The sequence below is a fragment of the Streptomyces antioxidans genome (assembly GCF_000968685.2).
Classification (GTDB): Bacteria; Actinomycetota; Actinomycetes; order Streptomycetales; family Streptomycetaceae; genus Streptomyces; species Streptomyces antioxidans.
Window position 1 is genome coordinate 52,256 of the sequence record NZ_LAKD02000083.1, and the last position, 17,043, is coordinate 69,298.

General features: G+C 72.2%; 10 protein-coding genes. 8 read left to right on the plus strand and 2 right to left on the minus strand.

What is annotated here, in order from left to right; translation table 11 throughout:
- Positions 1–42 precede the first annotated feature (42 nt).
- The 4 genes from VT50_RS27415 to VT50_RS27430 all read left to right on the plus strand — a co-directional run bounded on the left by VT50_RS27415 (position 43) and on the right by VT50_RS27430 (position 8,806).
- Positions 43–2,778, plus strand: coding sequence for a hypothetical protein (locus VT50_RS27415; protein ID WP_046084562.1), 2,736 nt, complete (start codon positions 43–45; stop codon positions 2,776–2,778).
- A 94-nt stretch (positions 2,779–2,872) separates the two neighbouring features.
- Entirely contained in the window at positions 2,873–4,987 is a 2,115-nt protein-coding gene (locus VT50_RS27420) for an FUSC family protein (RefSeq protein WP_079343899.1), read from the plus strand.
- 140 nt (positions 4,988–5,127) lie between these two features.
- On the plus strand, positions 5,128–5,889 hold the full coding sequence (locus VT50_RS27425; protein ID WP_046087749.1) for a thioesterase II family protein: 762 nt from the start codon (positions 5,128–5,130) through the stop codon (positions 5,887–5,889).
- A 103-nt stretch (positions 5,890–5,992) separates the two neighbouring features.
- Complete coding sequence (locus tag VT50_RS27430) at positions 5,993–8,806, plus strand: helix-turn-helix transcriptional regulator (RefSeq protein ID WP_046087748.1); 2,814 nt, start codon at positions 5,993–5,995, stop codon at positions 8,804–8,806.
- A gap of 57 nt (positions 8,807–8,863) precedes the next feature.
- Here VT50_RS27430 and VT50_RS27435 read toward each other — a convergent pair whose 3' ends face one another.
- Entirely contained in the window at positions 8,864–9,511 is a 648-nt protein-coding gene (locus tag VT50_RS27435) for a response regulator transcription factor (RefSeq protein ID WP_075200422.1), read from the minus strand.
- Complete coding sequence (locus VT50_RS27440) at positions 9,504–10,748, minus strand: sensor histidine kinase (protein ID WP_053048653.1); 1,245 nt, start codon at positions 10,746–10,748, stop codon at positions 9,504–9,506. Before VT50_RS27440 ends, VT50_RS27435 begins: the two co-directional genes overlap by 8 nt.
- Positions 10,749–10,936: 188 nt before the next feature.
- Between VT50_RS27440 and VT50_RS27445 the strand changes: the two genes are divergently transcribed.
- The 4 genes from VT50_RS27445 to VT50_RS27460 all read left to right on the plus strand — a co-directional run.
- On the plus strand, positions 10,937–11,482 hold the full coding sequence (locus VT50_RS27445) for a hypothetical protein (protein ID WP_240529330.1): 546 nt from the start codon (positions 10,937–10,939) through the stop codon (positions 11,480–11,482).
- Positions 11,483–11,559: 77 nt separating this feature from the next.
- Complete coding sequence (locus VT50_RS27450) at positions 11,560–12,060, plus strand: PH domain-containing protein (RefSeq protein ID WP_046087746.1); 501 nt, start codon at positions 11,560–11,562, stop codon at positions 12,058–12,060.
- Positions 12,057–13,604 (plus strand): PH domain-containing protein, encoded by a 1,548-nt coding sequence (locus VT50_RS27455; protein ID WP_046087745.1) that lies wholly within the window; start codon positions 12,057–12,059, stop codon positions 13,602–13,604. Before VT50_RS27450 ends, VT50_RS27455 begins: the two co-directional genes overlap by 4 nt.
- A 340-nt stretch (positions 13,605–13,944) precedes the next feature.
- A partial coding sequence (locus VT50_RS27460) for a type I polyketide synthase (protein ID WP_420822229.1) occupies positions 13,945–17,043 on the plus strand: 3,099 nt, incomplete at its 3' end.

Here is a 17,043-nt window from a genome sequence, read left to right on the forward strand (position 1 = left end):
GGGGAGCCGGGGGAAAACGGGGGTGGCGTTATGCCTGGGTTCATGGAGGGGGAAGGGACCGAGGAGTTCATCGAGGCGTTCAAGGGCGCCGTGGTGCCTCGGGACCGCAAGGCCAAGGCGCGGGACCTGGTGCCGCCCGTGCTGCTGCTCGCGGGCGGCGAGGGTGCGTCGGGCCGGGCCCGCCGGGTGGTGCGGGAGCTGCGTCGGCTGCTCTATCCGGACGGCGCCAAGCGGGTGCCGTACGCGGCGCTGGGCCCCGATGAGATCCGCGGGGCCGCCGGCCGGCGGCCGCTGACGCTGGACCTCGGCCGGGAGCTGTGCGTCGATGTGCCCCGCCGCACCGGCGGTCTGCGGCTCACCGACTTTCCCCTGATGCGGGACATCGTCGAGCTGGCGCTGGATCCGCGGGCTCCCGAGCCGGACGGTGCCGCGCTGCGCGACCACGCCTACGCGCAGCGGCTCAAACGGGGGCCGCTGCTGCGGGCGTTGTGGACGTTCGGCGGCGAGGGCGGTGACGGCGGGGCGGGCGGCGCGGCGGGTCCCGGCTGGCTCGGGGAGCTGCGCCGGCTGCTGGTGCGCCCCCTCTTCCAGCTGCTGCCGCGCTGGTGGTGGGGTCGGCGCAGGACCCGTCGGCTGCTGCGCTCCACTCGGCGCGGCTGGTACGCGGACTGGCGGCGCATCAGCCACGGCCGTACCGCCGAGGAGTTCTTCGAGAACGCCGCGCGGCTGGTGCGCGCCGAGCGCGCGCGGGACGCGGAGGCGGCGGTCGGCCGCTGGGAGGAGCTGCTGCTGCGTGCGCTGCTGGCGGATCTGCGGCGCGCGGCGCGGCCGGGCCGGATCTCGCCCTGGCGCCGCCGTCGGCGCACCCGGTGTGTCTTCCTGCTGGAGCTGCCGGAGGACGCCGCCGGTGCGGCGGCCGGGGAGCGCTTCCTGGAGCGGTACGGAGAGGCCGCCCGGGACACCCGGTGCGCGGCGGTCGTGGTGGTGGCCGTGGCCCCGGCGCCCTCAGAGGGCGAGCCCCCGGAGGGCGCTGGGGCGCCCGCGTCCCGGGCTGGCGGAGTGGCCGACGGATCCAGCGTGGGGCTGGGCCGGGCGGCCGCCAGGCTGCGCGGGGCGAGCGGGATGCCGTCGCGGGCGCCCAGACCGCTGCGGGCCGCGCTGCCCGCGCCCGTGCCGGAGTCGGAAGAGCTGGACCTCGACCCCGTCTCGCCGCGCACCTTCCGGTTAGGCCCGGCCGCCGAGCTGGCCCTGACCGGGGCCGTGGTGGCGGCTTTGCTGAGCGCGCCGGGCGTATGGCTGGTGGACCGGATCACGGACGAGCCGGACCACGGCTGTCTGGGCGGGGCGTCCAGCGAGGTCGTCGCGGGCCGCCCCGAGCTGAGCGCGGATGCCCCGCGGAAGCAGTACGAGGACGCCCGGCGGCTGATCCGCGGGGAGAACGCACGGGTGGACCGTGAGGTCGCCGACCACGGCGGCACCGCCCGTACGGTGGTACACATCGGCTCTGACGTGGCCGCCGACCAGGAGGGGCAGCGGTATAACGCGGCCGTGCCCGAGCTGCGCGGCATCGCCCTGGCCCAGCGTGCGCTGAACGACGAGGCGAGCAACGACTCGCAGAAGGTCTGGCTGCGCGTCGACAGCCGTAACGCGGGGGAGAACTTCGCGGGCGCGCCGCGCATCGCCCGCCAGGTCGCCGAGGACGCCCGTGAGAAGGGCTCCGGGATCATCGGCGTGGTGGGCTTCTCCAAGAGCCTGAAGCAGACCCAGGAGGCCGTGCGCGTCCTGGGCGCCGCGCGGATCCCCGTCGTGGGCACCACGGCCACGGCGGATCTGATGCAGGTGGACGGGTACTACCGCAGGGTGGCGCCCACCAACAGCCGTGAGGCCGCGGTCGAGGCCGACTTCGCCCACCGGGGCAACATCATGGACGGCGGTGGCGGGCGCTGCTCCCCGGCCCGCGCCGCCGTGGTCGTCAAGGACCCCCGGGACCTGTACAGCGATGAGGTAGGGACGCTGTTCGCCGAGCGGTTCGGCGCCCGGCCGTTCACCCTGGAGTACACCCCGGGCGGCCGGAGCGGCGGTTCCGCCCAGGGGCAGCCGCCGAAGGACGGTGTCGCCCGTAAGGAGAGCATCGGTGAGCTGGCCGACGCCGTGTGCGAGCGGATCACCGCCAACCCCCGGACGGTCGTCTACTGGGCCTCCCGCGCGCTCCAGTTCAGCGCGTTCCTCGATGACTTCGGGGACAACACGGCGTGCGAGGGCAGGAAGCTCACGGTCCTCGGCGGCAATGACCTCACCACCGCGGCGCTCGCCGGTGAGTACGCGGACCGGCCCTGGCTGCGGCTGTACCACACCGTCCATGTGCTGCCCGCGGGCCATCCGCGGCTCAGCGACATCGCCAAGAAGTTCAACGCCGACTACGCCAGGGACTTCGGCTCCCATGACCTGTGGCGCGACGACGGACGGGCCGCCCTGGCGTACGACGCGATGCAGCTGATGGCCGAGGCCGCCAACCGGGCCTTCCGCAGCACGGACGACGTGGCGCGCTCCAATGTGCAGATCGGCCTGGACAACGGCATACGGAAGCAGGGCGCCAGCGGCTATCTGGACGTCGGGCGGGGCCGCTCGGTGCCCCGGGACAAGCCGGTGGTGATCCTGCACCACACCGACCGGGGCTCGGAGCCGGTGCTGTACTGCGGCGCGTTCACCCAGAACCCGGCGGGACGGATAGCGCACTGGGGTCCGGAGGGGAAGTTCTCATGCCCCAGGGACAGTTAGGGGGCTTCTGATGGATCTCCGCGGCGAAGCCCCCCCGGCCCCGGACCGGAACGGCTGGTTCAGTTCTTCCCGGGCCACCCCGTAGTCTCGCCGCATGACCTGGTCGCACGCGCTGAAGGAGACCGCACGGACGGGCCTGGCGATCGAGCGGACCAGGACCGAACCGCTGGTCGCGGTCCGCAGCGCATGTGGGGTCGCGCTCGTCGTCGGGGTGGCGCTGTGGCTGGGCTCGCCGACGCTGGCCGTCTCGGCGGCCTTCGGCGCCTTCTCCGCCGGGATCGCCACCTTCCAGCGCAGCTGGCGCCCCCGCCCCTGGCTGGCGCTGGCGGCCGCGAGCGGTCTCGCGGTGAGCACCTTCCTCGGCTATCTGGCCGCCGCCCACACCCTCACCTTCGTCCTCATGCTCGCCGTATGGACGCTGATGACGGGCATGTCCTGGGCGGTCGGCCCGGTCTCCGGGCTGGTCTCCACCCAGATGGTGGCCGTCATGCTGATCACGGTCACCCTCCCGACCTCGGTCACGGGCGCCCTGGGACACGCCCTGCTGGTCGGGCTCGGCGGTGTGGTGCAGGCCGCGCTGATCGTGCTCTTCCCGGTGCGGCCGTGGGGTGTGCAACGCGACGCGCTCGCCGACGCGCTCGCCGCCGTGGCGGACTACGCCCGCAGGCTGCGCCACGAGCCGGTGGCGCACTTCGACCCCAAGCCGCTGATGGACGCGCGCGGCGCCGCGGCCGTGACGCCCCGTCAGGCGCGACGGCGGCCCCGGCAGCTCAGCGGCTACCGGCTGCTGGCCGAGCGGATCCGCCCGGTGCTCGCCTCGCTCGCCGACCCCGTGGTCGGCGCCCCCGAGGAGGGGCCCGAGCGCGACCGGGCGCGGGAGCTGCTGGCCGCCACGGCCACCGTGCTGGACGCGGTGGCCCACGCCATCCGCCACGGCACACCGGTGCGGGTGGACTCCGAGGCCATGGCCGTCCTGCGGATGCCGGAGGACGGGCCCAGGCTGACCGGTGCCGCCCGCCGTGCAGCGCTGCGGCTCTTCTCGCTGGTGGCGGACGTGGTGGAGGCGTCAGACGAGCCGGTGGAGGAGGTGTCGGCCGAGGGCCGGACGGTGCACCGCTTCCTGCCCCGCCCCGGTATCGGGGGCACCGCCGCCATGGCGCTGCGCGCCGTCCGCCGCGAGGCCCGCTGGTCCTCGCCGGTGCTGCGCCACGCGGTGCGGCTGTGCGCGGTCAGCGTCAGCGGCTATCTGCTGAGCATGACGCTGCCGCTGGGGCACTCCTACTGGGCGCCGCTGACCTCCACGATGGTGCTGCGGCCGGACTTCGCCCAGACCTACTCCCGCGGTGTCGCCCGCTTCCTGGGCACCCTGGCCGGGGTGCTGGTCGGCGGCGGGGTGGTGGCGCTGGTCCACCCCGGTTCGTATCTGAGCGCCGTGCTGTCCGTGCTGTCCGTCCTGTCGATGTATCTGCTGCTGCGCACCGGCTTCATCGTGACGTCCGCGTGCGTGAGCGCGTATGTGGTCTTCCTGCTGAGCATCGCGGGTGAGGCATGGGGGCAGACCGTGCAGGCGCGGGTGGCCCTGACACTGCTCGGCGGGGTGCTCGCGCTGGTCGCCTACGCGGTCTTCCCCGCCTGGCAGACGCCGCGGCTGCGGGACCGGCTCGCGGACTGGCTGGCCGCCAACGGAGCCTTCGCCACCGCCGTCTTCGACGACTACGCCCGCCCCGCCGAGCGCCGCCCCCGCCAGGTGCGGGACGCCCTGCTGGACGCCCGCGCGGCCCGGGCGGCCTGGGAGCAGAGCGAGACTCAGGCGCACCGGGAACCGGTGCGCCACCGCGGGCTCTCGCGGCCCGCGGCGCGGGCGGCGCAGACGGCGCTGTCGATGATGGGCCGAGTCGCCATGCTGCTGGAGGCGCATCTGCCGGAGCGGGACGCACCGCCGTCGGAGGAGGCCGGGGACTTCGCCGCGGCGCTGCGGCAGGCGCTGCCGGAGGCGGTGCTGGCGGTACGGGAGCGGCGGCCGCTCGACTGGTCGCCGGTGCACCAGTCGCTGGAGCGGTGGCGGCGGCGGTCCGGGGACCGCCCGGGGGTGGCGCTGCGTGACGCGGAGCAACTCGTCGACGCCCTGGACGATCTGGTGGAGGCGCTCAGCAAGGGCGCACGACAGTCACCCACGCCCCGTGACCCCAGTCAAGGAGAATCCCCCTAGACTAGGGGTGCCCCCTACATCATTGGGCGTGTTAATCATGAAGGGGTGGTGCTGTGCCCACGCGTCCCGGGACGCGTGCCCGGTAGGCTCTGCCGTCTGTCCCCGCATATCGCTTGACGAGTGAAAGACTTTCCCTACGCATGGGTGCACAGCGAGAAGACAGCGTCTGGATACGGCGATTCCATCCGATGCCCGAGAGTCGCGCCCGACTGGTCTGTCTGCCGCACGCCGGAGGTTCGGCGTCGTTCTTCTTCCCGATGTCCCAGACGCTTTCGTCATCCGCCGATGTCCTGTGCGTGCAGTATCCAGGGCGCCAGGACCGGCGGCAGGACCCGCTGATCGAGGACATCGACGAGTACGCCGACGCCATCGCCGCGGAGTTGAAGCCCTGGCTCGATCTCCCGCTCGTCTTCTTCGGGCACAGCATGGGCGCCGTTCTCGCCTTTGAGGTGACCCGTCGGCTGGAGGAGGCCGATCCGGAGTTCTCCGCGCTCGCCCTCTTCGCCTCGGGCCGCCGGGCGCCGTCCCGTTACCGTGACGAGAATGTGCACCGGCGCGATGACGACGGCGTCGTACGCGAGATGAAGCTGCTGAGCGGCACCGATTCCCGGGTCCTCGGTAATGAGGAGATCCTGCGCATGGCGATGCCGGCGATTCGCGGTGACTACAAGGCGATCGAGAACTACCGCTCGGTGCCTGGCGCCGCCGTCCGCTCGCCGATCACCGTGCTGACCGGCGACAACGACCCCAGGACCAGCCTCGAGGAAGCGGAGGCATGGCGGTCGCACACCACCGGCGCGTTTGACATCCGGGTGTTCCCCGGCGGCCACTTCTTCTTGGCCGGGCAGCAAGTGCCGATCATGAGCCTCGTCACGGAGGCGCTTTCGGGGTCGAGACCCTGAATCGCCCGCCTCGGAAACCTGCCCGACGCACTGGAAAACACCACTCGTCATGCTCGATGCCCCCGGGCGGTCCGCTGGGGGCATCAGGTGGCTTCATCGGGGGATGAATTCTTTGCCTGCGAACCTCTTCGAATGGGAGAACCACCTCTCCGCGCTGCGTGAAATGCTGCGCGGCGCGACACAGGGCCGGGGTCGGCTGGCTCTTGTCAGCGGTGCGGTGGCCAGTGGCAAGACCACACTGCTGAACACCTTTGCCGAACAGGCCATCGAAAGCGGTGTGTTGCTCCTGGAAGCGACCGGTTCGCGGGCCGAGCGGGACCTTCCCTTCGGAATTGTCCGAAAGATTTTCGATAACGGTGCGATGCCCGTCGATGTGCGCTCCGAAGTGATCGCGCTACTTGACGGAAACGCACGGGAAACCACCGCCGCGGGACGCATGCACGTGATGTCCCAGATTTCCTCGGCGCTGCTGAGAATGGTCGACGATCGCACGCTTGTCGTCCTTGTCGACGATGTGCACTGCGGTGACGACCAGTCCCTGCAATTCCTGCTCCATCTGGCCCGGCGGGTGCGTCAGGCGAAGGTCCTCATCATCCTCACCGAATCCCCCCGGCTCCGTCAGGAACAGTTCACCTTCCACGCCGAACTGCTCCGCCAGCCCAACTGTGTGCGCATGCGGCTGCACATGCTCACCGAGTCGGGTGTCGCCGAGGCGCTGTCCGGCACCCTGTCCGCCACCGTCGCCGCCCGCCTCGCCCCCGAGTGCCACCGCGTCTCCGGTGGCAACCCGCTGCTGCTGCGCGCGCTGCTCGAGGACTGGCGGACCGTCGGTGAGCACGGTGAGGCCCAGCAGCGCCCCGCGCCCGGTGAGGCGTTCGCCCACGCCGTCCTCGGCTGTCTGCACCGCGGCGAGCCCGAGGCGCTGCGGATCGCCCGCGGGGTCGCCGTCCTCGGCGACGCCCGCTCCCCGCGGCTGCTCGGCCAGCTGCTCGACCTGAGCGCCAACACGGTCCAGCAGGGCGTCCAGGACCTCCACCAGTGCGCCATCCTGGAGCACAACGCCTTCCGCGACGAGGTGGCCCGCACCGCGGTGCTCGACGCGACCCCCGCCACCGCCCGCGGCGCACTCCACGCCCGCGCCGCCCGGCTGCTCCACGCCGACGGCGCCTCCGCGCTCGACGTGGCCCGCCAGCTGGTCTCCGCCCGGCAGGACGCCGAGCGCTGGGCCGTCCCCATCCTGCGCGAGGCCGCCGAATTCGCCCTGGTCGAGGAGGAGTTGGAGTTCGCGCTCCGCTGCCTCGAATGCGCCCACCACGCCTGCGCGCCCGGGCCCGAGCGCACCGCGCTCAAGGCCCGGCTGGTCAGCGTCGCCTGGCGGATCGGCCCGGCCACCGCCGAGAGCCATCTGCCGGAGCTCACCGAGGACGCCGAACGCGGCCGGCTCGCCCCGCGTGATGTCGCCCCGATCACCTCCTACCTCGCCTGGTCGGGGCGGCTTGACGCGGCGGCCGGCGCCGTCTCCGCGCTGGCCCGCTCGGCCGCCACCGGCGACGACCCCGCGATGACCGCCGCCGTCTCCGCCTCCGCCCAGTGGCTGACCATGCTCAGCCCGCCGCTGCGCGACCGCCTCCCCACCGTCGGGACCGGCGCCACCGGGGCCACCGCCGGGGCCCCGCGCGACATGGCCGACCTGGCCCACGCCCACGCGGCCGCGGCCATGTCCGCCGTGTTCACCGAGGGCCAGGCCGACCGTGCCGTCACCGAGGCCGAGCGGGTGCTGCAGCGCTACCACCTGAGCGACAGCACCCTCCAGCCGCTGGCCGTCGCGCTGATGGCACTCGTCCTGGCCGGACGGCTCGACCTCGCCCTGTCCTGGTGCGAGCGGCTGCAGGGCGAATGCTCCTCCCGCCGCGTGCCCACCTGGCAGGCGCTGCTGTCCGCCGTACGGGCCGAGATCGCGCTGCGCCAGGGCGATCTGCAGGTCGCCGCGCACCAGGCGCGCACCGCGATGTCGCGGATCTCGGTCCAGGGCTGGGGCGTGGGGCTGGGACTGCTGCTGTCCACCCTGATCCAGGCCGAGACCGGGATGGGCCACTACGACGAGGCCATGGCGCTGCTCGAACAGCCCCTGCCCGAGGAGCTTTTCCAGACCTTCCCCGGGCTGTTCTACCTCCGCGCCAGAGGCCGCTGCCACCTGGCCACCGGCCGCTACCACGCCGCGCTCGGCGACTTCACGGCCGCCGGTGAACTGATGGCCGCGTGGCGGACGGACATCCCCCTGCTGACCCCCTGGCGGCTGGACGCCGCCGAGACCTGGCTGGCCCTCGGCGACCCGGGGCGCGCCCGTGCCCTGGCCGAGGAGCAGCTGCGGCTGGGCCCGGAGGACGCCCGGCTGCGCGGCGCCCTGCTGGTCGTGCTCGCCCGCACCGACGAGCTCAAGCGCCGGGTGCCCCGGCTCAAGGAGGCCGTGGAGATCCTGGAGAGCGGCGAGGACCGCATCCAGCTGGCCGTCGCCCTCGGCGAACTCGGCCGCGCCTACCGCTCGCTGGGCGACTTCAACCGGGGCCGGGTGCTCGTCCGCAAGGCGTGGCACGTGGCCAAGACGTGTGGCGCCGATCCGCTGTGCCGTGAGCTGATGCCCCGCCACGCCGACCCCGGCGAGCTCGCCGCGTCGGCCGCCCAGCCGGGCCAGGGGACCGAGGCGCAGCGCGAGGTGGAGGCGCTGACCGAGGCGGAGGTGCGGATCGCGGTGCTGGCCGCGCACGGCAACACCAACCGGGAGATCGCCTCCAAGCTGTTCGTCACCGTGAGCACGGTGGAGCAGCACCTGACCCGCATCTACCGCAAGCTGAACGTCAAGCGCCGCCGCGACCTCCCCGCGAAGCTCTCCGACAGCAGCCTCACGGGGACGGTCTGAGAGGGCTCAGCTCAAGCCCCCAGTTCAAAGCCCTCAGGCCAAACGGTGTGCGAACCCTCAGTTCAACAGGCCCTGTTCCATGGCCCTCATCACCGCGGCCGTGCGGTCGGACACCCCGAGCTTCTTAAACGAGCGCAGCAGATGCGTCTTGACCGTGGCCTCGCTGACGAACAGCTCGGCGCCGATCTCGGCGTTGGTCAGCCCCCGGCCGACCAGCCGCAGCACCTCGCGCTCACGGCCGGAGAGCGGGGACGGCTCGGGCGTCCGGGTGCGGAAGAGCTTGCCCGCGAGGGACGGGGTGAGCACGGTCTCGCCACGCGCCGCCGTCTGCACCGCGTCGATCAGCTCCTGGCGTGAACTGCCCTTCAGCAGATAGCCCGCGGCGCCCGCCTCCACCGCGCGCAGGATGTCCGCGTCGTCCTCGTACGTGGTCACGATGACCACCTTGCAGCCCGGCACCTGCCGCAGGATCTGCCCGGTGGCCTCGACCCCGTCCATCCCGCCCATGCGCAGGTCCAGCAGGGTGATGTCCGGCCGCAGCGCGAGCGCCTGGACCACCGCCTCCTCACCGGAACCGGCCTGACCCACCACCGTGATCCCGTCCGCGGACTCCAGCATGGCGCTCAGCCCCTCCCGCACCACGGGATGGTCGTCGGCCAGCAGGACCCTGACCGGGCCCGGCCCGCCCGGCGTGCTCTCAGCCACTCATCGCCTCCCCGGCCGGTGCCGTCATCGGCACGCTCACCTCCACGGTGGTGCCCCGTCCGGGGCCACTGGTGACGGACGCCACCCCGTCGATCTCCTCCACCCGGGCCTGCATCCCGCGCAGCCCGTAGCCCTCCTGGGCGCCGTCCGGGGTGAAACCCTCGCCGTCGTCGCGGACCAGCAACTGGACCCCGTCCTCGTCGAAGACCACGATCACATCGACCGTACGGGCCCGTTTGGCGTGCTTGCGCACATTGGCGATGGCCTCCTGCACGGTACGCAGCAGCACCACGCTCACCGCCATCGGCAGCGGCTTCTCCTCGCCCCGCACCGAACACCGCACCTCCAGACCGGTCTCGGCGATCAGCCCCTCCGCCTGCCGTCGCACCGCCTGGGACAGCGAACCGCCGCGCAGCGCGGGCGGGGTGAGGGCGGCCACGAAGCCCCGGGCCTCGGCAAGCGACTCCTTGGCCACCCGCCCGGCCAGCGACAGATGGCCCACCGCCTGGTCCGGGACCTCGCGCACCTCCGACTCGGCCGCCTGCACCAGGCTGATGATGCTGGTCAGGCCCTGCGCCAGGGTGTCGTGGATCTCCCGGGCCAGCCGCTCGCGCTCGGCCGAGATACCGGCCTCGTGGGAGAGCCTGGCCACCCGCTCCCGGCTGTGCCGCAACTCCTCGATGAGCAGTCCGCGCTCCTTGCTCTGCCGCACCACCCGCTTGATCCACATCCCCAGCAGCACCGACAGCGCGATGCTCAGCAGCGAGATGGGCAGCACACCCAGGACGCTCAGCCCCAGGTCCTCACCGGTGAACGCCACCACCAGCACGGGGCAGAGATTGGCCACCGTGGCCAGCACCACCGCCGAGGCCATCGGCAGGCTCATGATCAGCATCGGGATGACCGCGAACAGCGCGAACGCGCCGATCAGGTTGAACGCCGTGGTGAGACAGAACAGCGCCACCAGGCCCGCCGCGAAGACCAGGTTCCGCGGGCCGTAGCTGTCCTCGATCATCAGCGTCCTGCCGACCGCCGCGTACCAGGGCACGATGAGGGTCAGCGCGGCGATCGGGATGGAGTGGTTGACCTGCGAGCCGCCGGAGAGGAAGAGCAGGACCGCCGTCACGAGATAGGAGACGGCGAAGAAGCCGTCCCAGAGGCCGAACCAGCGGGTGCCGGACTCGGGACCGTAGTACGCACCGGTCTGCGAGCCCTCCCCCGGAGAGTGATTGCGCACGGCTCAGTACTACCACGCGTGTCCACCGTGTCCACCGGACGGTTGACAGCCAGAACCCATCGTTCAGTCGTCTCGCGGTGGCGCGCCCGCTTCTAGCGTTGGGCTAGGTGAGGCGGAGGACCGTCACACCGAACGCACATCCCCGTTCGGCTTGGAGAACGTCGCATATGCCACAGATGAGCCAGTTCATGTCCGCACTGATCGCCAGTGGCACGATCCTGATCATCATCCTGGCGACCGACATCGGCCGCCGCCGCATCACCACGATGCGGATGGTGCGCTCCGTCATCGCCGTGGCCGTGGTCATCGCGATCTTCGTCGAGTCCTTCCCGACCAAGGGCAATGACATCTCCCTGCAGCTCGTGGGCGTCGGCACCGGCGTCATCTGCGGTCTGATCGCCGGAGTGCTGCTGCCCGCCTACAAGGACGCCACCTCCGGTGAGCTCTACACCATCGGTGGCATCGGCTACGCACTGGTGTGGATCGTCCTCTCCGGCGGACGCATCCTCTTCGCCTACGGCGCCGAGCACTGGTTCACCATGGACCTGATCAAGTTCTCCATCGACTACAAGATCAGCGGCCAGGACACCTACGCCAACGCGTTCGTCTTCATGTCGCTGGCCATGGTGCTGACCCGGACCGCCGTCCTGCTGGCCAAGATGCGCAAGCTGAAGGGCCAGAGCGCCGGAAGCGGCCAGCTGCCGCGGCAGACCGCCACCGGTGCGTCGGTCTGAGCCGCCTGGTTTTATAGTCCACCAACCCCCGCCGGGCCCGCCCCGGCGCCCGTCAGACGCAAGAGCAGGGTGAAGCAGTGGAACGCCATGACAATCTGAGGCTCCGACCGCCTCGGCACCGGGTCGACCGCCGTGCGATCGGCTGGTGGACGCTGCAGTCCGCACTCTTCGCCCTGCCCCTGCCGCTCGTCTTCGGGATCCTGTGGGCCTCCATTCCCCCCACGCGTGAGTTCTTCATGTGGGCCACGCTGATCTCGCTGGTCCCCGGGCTGCTCTACATGGCCGTCATGCCGGTCTGGCGCTACCGGGTCCACCGCTGGGAGGCCACCGACGAGGCGGTCTACGCGGCCTCCGGTTGGCTCTGGCAGCAGTGGCGGGTCGTGCCGCTGTCCCGGGTCCAGACCGTGGACACCCTGCGCGGCCCGCTGCAGCAGCTGTTCGGGCTCTCCGGTATCACCGTGACCACCGCGTCCGCCGCGGGCGCGGTGAAGATCAAGGGCATCGACCACAAGCTCGCAGGGGACCTGGTGGAGTACCTGGCCAAGTACACCCAGGCCGTGCCGGGAGACGCCACATGAGCTCCGAGACCACCGTACGGCCGTCCTCCCACGCGGCCGGCCGCGACTGGGGGCGGCTCAACGGGCGGCTGCTCCTGGTCAACCTCTCCATCCTCGCCGCGCCGGTGGCCATGTTCCTGGCCAGCCTCGCGGTCACCGGGGGCGAGACCAACCTCCAGGTCATCATCACCCTCGGCTCGCTGTTCATGACCTTCCTGGTCATCAGCGGCATCGGGCTGATGCGGCTGTTCACCACCCGCTACCGGCTCACCGAGGACCGCTTCGAGCTCCACACCGGACTGCTCTTCCGCAGCGAGCGCTCGGTCCCGATCGGCCGCATCCGCGGTGTCGACGTCACCGCCAACCCGGTCCACCGCCTCTTCGGCCTCACCACGCTGCGCATCGACAGCGGGGACCAGAGCGACGCCGCCGCCCGCAGGCTCGCCCTCGACGGCATCACCAAGGCCGAGGCCGTGGAGCTGCGCCGCCAGATCATCGCCCTGCGCGACGCGGGCCGGGCCCGGCCGGTGGCCGACAGCGACGGTGTGCTCAGCCGGCTGGACTGGTTCTGGCTGCGCTACGGCCCGCTGACCGTATGGGGCGTGGGGGGTGTCTTCATCGCCGCCGCCAGTGTCTTCCGCACCCTGAACGAGCTCCAGGTGAACCCGCTGGACCTCGGCGTCGTCAAGGACCTCGAGGACCGCTTCGGCACCATCCCGCTCTGGTACGGGATCCTGCTGGCCGCCGTCGTCATCGCGGTCCTCGGCATGCTCGGCTCCACCGCCACCTACATCGAGAACTGGGCCGGTTACGAGCTGCGCCGCGAGGACGGCGGAATCCTCCGCATCCGCCGCGGACTGCTGGCCACCCGCTCCGTGAGCATCGAGGAGCGCCATCTGCGCGGCCTCGAACTCGTCGAGCCCATTCCGCTGCGCTGGGCCGGGGGCGCCAAACTCAACGCCGTGGCCAGCGGCCTGGGCAACCAGGAGGACAACCGCAGGCGCCGCGGACTGACCCCGCCCACCCCGCGCGGCGAGGCCCTGCGGGTCGCCGCCCAGGCGCTGCCGGCCGGCCCCGGGCTGATCGAGCGCAAGGGCCTCCTCCCGCACCCCAAGGCGGCCCTGCGGCGCCGGATCAACCGTGCCCTGATGTGGCCGGTCCTGATCGCGGCCGTCCCGGTGGGCCTGGGCCTGTGGCTGGGCCGCTGGCTCGTCATCACCGGCGTGATCACCGGTGTGGTGCTGGTGCCGGTCCTGCTGGCGTTCGCCTTCAGCGCGTACCACAGCCTGGGCCACGGGCTGCGCGACCGCTATCTGGCCGCGTCCTCCGGCGCGTTCGCCCGCCGCACCGTCGCCCTCCAGCGCGACGGGATCATCGGCTGGAAGCTCTCCCGTACGCCGTTCCAGCGCCGGGCCGGGCTGATCACCCTCGGCGCCACCACCGCCGCGGGCGATGGCGTCTACCGCGTGCACGACCTGACCGAAAGTCAGGGGATCGCCCTCGCCGAGACCGCGGTACCGGGGCTGCTGGCCCCGTTCATCGAGAGAGCCCCCGACCGCGGCTGACCACCCCGAGACCAACTGGCGATCCCCCGAGAGGTGGAGGGGCGGACCGAAAGGCCGCCCCTCCACCTCTGAACCCTCCGCCTCCGAAGAATTGAATACTGGGCGCATTATTTGCTCGAGATCCTTGTCGCCACCGGAATTCTCATGCACTCTGGATGCACTCTGGTGAATTAACGGTGGCCATTGCGCGATGCCCCTCCGATACGGGACCCCAAAGGGATGATAGGGGTCCATAGGGGGTTTGAAGGGGTTTCTGCTCGCCCTGCCCTGTGTAAAGCTGACGTACGGTCTTGGTGTTATGTCTGCGAGGGTAATGGGGCGCGCGATGGTGAGTGAGTCCGTGGATTTCACGCCCGAGCACACCGAAAAGGGGGGCACCAGCCCCGAAGGGGCGTCCCCATGGCGTGACCGGCTCGCCGCGCTCCCCGAGGCCGAGCGCGCCGAGGCCCTTACCGCCTGGGTCGGCGAGATCGTCGAACAGGCCCTCAAGGACAAGGCACCGGACCTGCTCGACCCCGAGCGCCCCTTCCTCGACCTGGGCTTCGACTCCCTCGCCACGGTCGATCTGCACGCTCGGCTGACCGCCGCCACCGGACTGCGGCTGCCCGTCACCCTCGCCTTCGACCACCCCACCCCCGCCGACCTCGCCCGCCATGTGCGGGCCGAACTGCTCGGCGCGGACGACGACTCCGACGCCTTCCCGGCCGACGCCGGAATGGGCCCGGCCGCCGCCGACGAACCCATCGCCATTGTCGGAATGAGCTGCCGCTTCCCCGGTGACGTCAGGTCCCCAGAAGAACTGTGGGAAATCGTCGCGGGTGGAAAAGACGCCATCTCCGAATTCCCCGTGAGCAGGGGCTGGGATCTCGCCGGACTTTACGACCCCGACCCGGACAGGGCGGGCAGCAGCTATACCCGCGAAGGCGGATTCCTGCACGACGCCGATGCGTTCGACCCGGCGTTCTTCGGAATCTCCCCGCGCGAGGCGCTGGCGATGGATCCGCAGCAGCGGCTGCTGCTGGAGACCTCCTGGGAGGCCTTCGAACGCGCCGGCATCGACCCCGCGGTCCTCCGGGGCGGCCGTACCGGTGTGTTCGTCGGCGCCGAGACCCAGGACTACGGACCCCGGCTGCACGAGGCCGAGCAGGGGATCGAGGGCTATCTGGTCACCGGCAACGCCGCCAGCGTCGCCTCCGGCCGGATCGCGTACACCTTCGGCTTCGAGGGCCCCACCGTCACCGTCGACACCGCCTGCTCCTCCTCCCTGGTGGCGCTCCACCTGGCGGTCCAGGCGCTGCGCACGGGCGAGTGCACCATGGCGCTCGCCGGTGGCGCGGCCGTCATGGCCAACCCCGGCTCGTTCATCGCCTTCAGCCGCCAGCGCGGCCTCGCCCCCGACGGCCGCTGCAAGCCGTTCGCCGCCGCGGCCGACGGCACCGCCTGGGGCGAGGGCGTCGGCATGCTGCTCGTCGAGCGGCTTTCGGAGGCCCGCAGACACGGCCACCGGGTCCTCGCCGTCGTGCGCGGCACCGCCATCAACCAGGACGGCGCCAGCAACGGCCTCACCGCCCCCAGCGGCCCCGCCCAGCAGCGGGTGATCCGGCAGGCGCTGGCCACCGCCGGACTGTCGGCCGGAGACGTGGACGCGGTCGAGGCGCACGGTACGGGGACGACCCTGGGCGACCCCATCGAGGCCCAGGCGCTGCTCGCCACCTACGGCCAGGACCGCGAACCGAACCGGCCGCTGTGGCTCGGCTCGCTCAAGTCCAACATCGGCCACACCCAGTCCGCGGCCGGTGTCGGCGGCATCATCAAGATGGTCATGGCGATGCGCCACGGGGTGCTGCCGCGGACGCTGCACGTGGACGAGCCGACCTCGCACGTCGACTGGACCGCCGGGGACATCGAGCTGCTGACCGAGGCGCGGCCCTGGCCGGAGGACGACCGCCCGCGCCGCGCGGGCGTCTCGTCGTTCGGCATGAGCGGCACCAACGCGCACGCCATCATCGAGCAGCCGCCGGTGGAGGGCGCGGAACAGGACGGGGCCGGAGAGCCCGAGGGCGAGGGTTCCGCGGCACCCGCCCTGCTGCCCTGGGTCCTCTCCGCGAAGACCACCGACGCCCTCCAGGACCAGGCCGGGCGGCTGCACGCGCTGCTGGATGCCGACCCCGGCCTCGCCCTCACCGACATCGGTCACTCCCTCGCCACCACCCGCGCCACCTTCGACCAGCGCGCCGTGCTCCTCGCCGGTGACCGGGACGGCTTCCGCTCCGCCCTGCGCGCCCTCGCCGACGGCGGCGAGGCGCCGTCCGTCGTGCGCGGCGCCCCCGCCGCCGGAAAGCTCGCCCTGCTGTTCACCGGACAGGGCAGCCAGCGCCTCGGCATGGGCCGCGACCTCTACGCCGCCCACCCCGTCTTCGCCGAAGCCCTCGACGACGCCTGCTGGTACCTCGAGGAACAGCTCGAACTCCCGCTCCTGGACGTGCTCTTCGCCGAGGAGGGCAGCTCCGAGGCCGCCCTCCTGGACCGCACCGACTACACCCAGCCCGCCCTGTTCGCCATCGAGGTCGCGCTCTACCGCCTCCTCGAGTCCTGGGGGCTGCGCCCCGAACTGCTCGCCGGACACTCCATCGGCGAGCTCGCCGCCGCCCATGTGGCGGGGGTGCTGTCCCTGGAGGACGCCGCGGCCCTGGTCGCCGCCCGTGGCCGTCTGATGCGGGAGCTTCCGGCCGGTGGCGCGATGATCGCGGTGCAGGCGTCGGAGGACGAGGTGCTGCCGTTGCTCGCCGGGCGCGAGGACCGGATCGGCATCGCCGCGATCAACGGCCCCCGCTCCGTCGTCCTCTCCGGCGCCGAGGAGGACGCGCTGGAGATCGCCTCCGGACTTGAGGCGCGGGGCCGTAAGACCAAGCGGCTCACCGTCAGCCACGCCTTCCACTCCCCGCTGATGGACGGCATGCTCGCCGAATTCCGGCGGGTCGCCCAGGTGCTGGAGTACGCACCCCCGCGCATCCCCGTGGTCTCCACCGTCACCGGGCGCGTCGCCACCGCCGAGGAGCTGTGCTCGCCCGAGTACTGGGTGCGCCACGTCCGCGAGGCGGTCCGCTTCCTCGACGGTGTGCACACCCTGGCCGACAAGGGCGCCACCACCTTCCTGGAGCTCGGTCCCGACGCCGTGCTCACCGCCATGGCCCAGGACTGCCTGCCCGACGCCGACGGCACCGCGTACACCGCCGCGCTGCGCGCCGGGCGCCCCGAGGCCGAAACCCTGACTGCCGCCGTGGCGCTGGCGTACGTCCGGGGCAAGAAGGCCGACTGGGCCGCCCCGTACGCCGCCACCGGCGCCCGCGTGATCGACCTGCCCACCTACGCCTTCCAGCGCCAGCGGTACTGGCTCAACGCCCCGGCCCCGGCGGTGTTGGGGGTGGCGCCGGGTGGT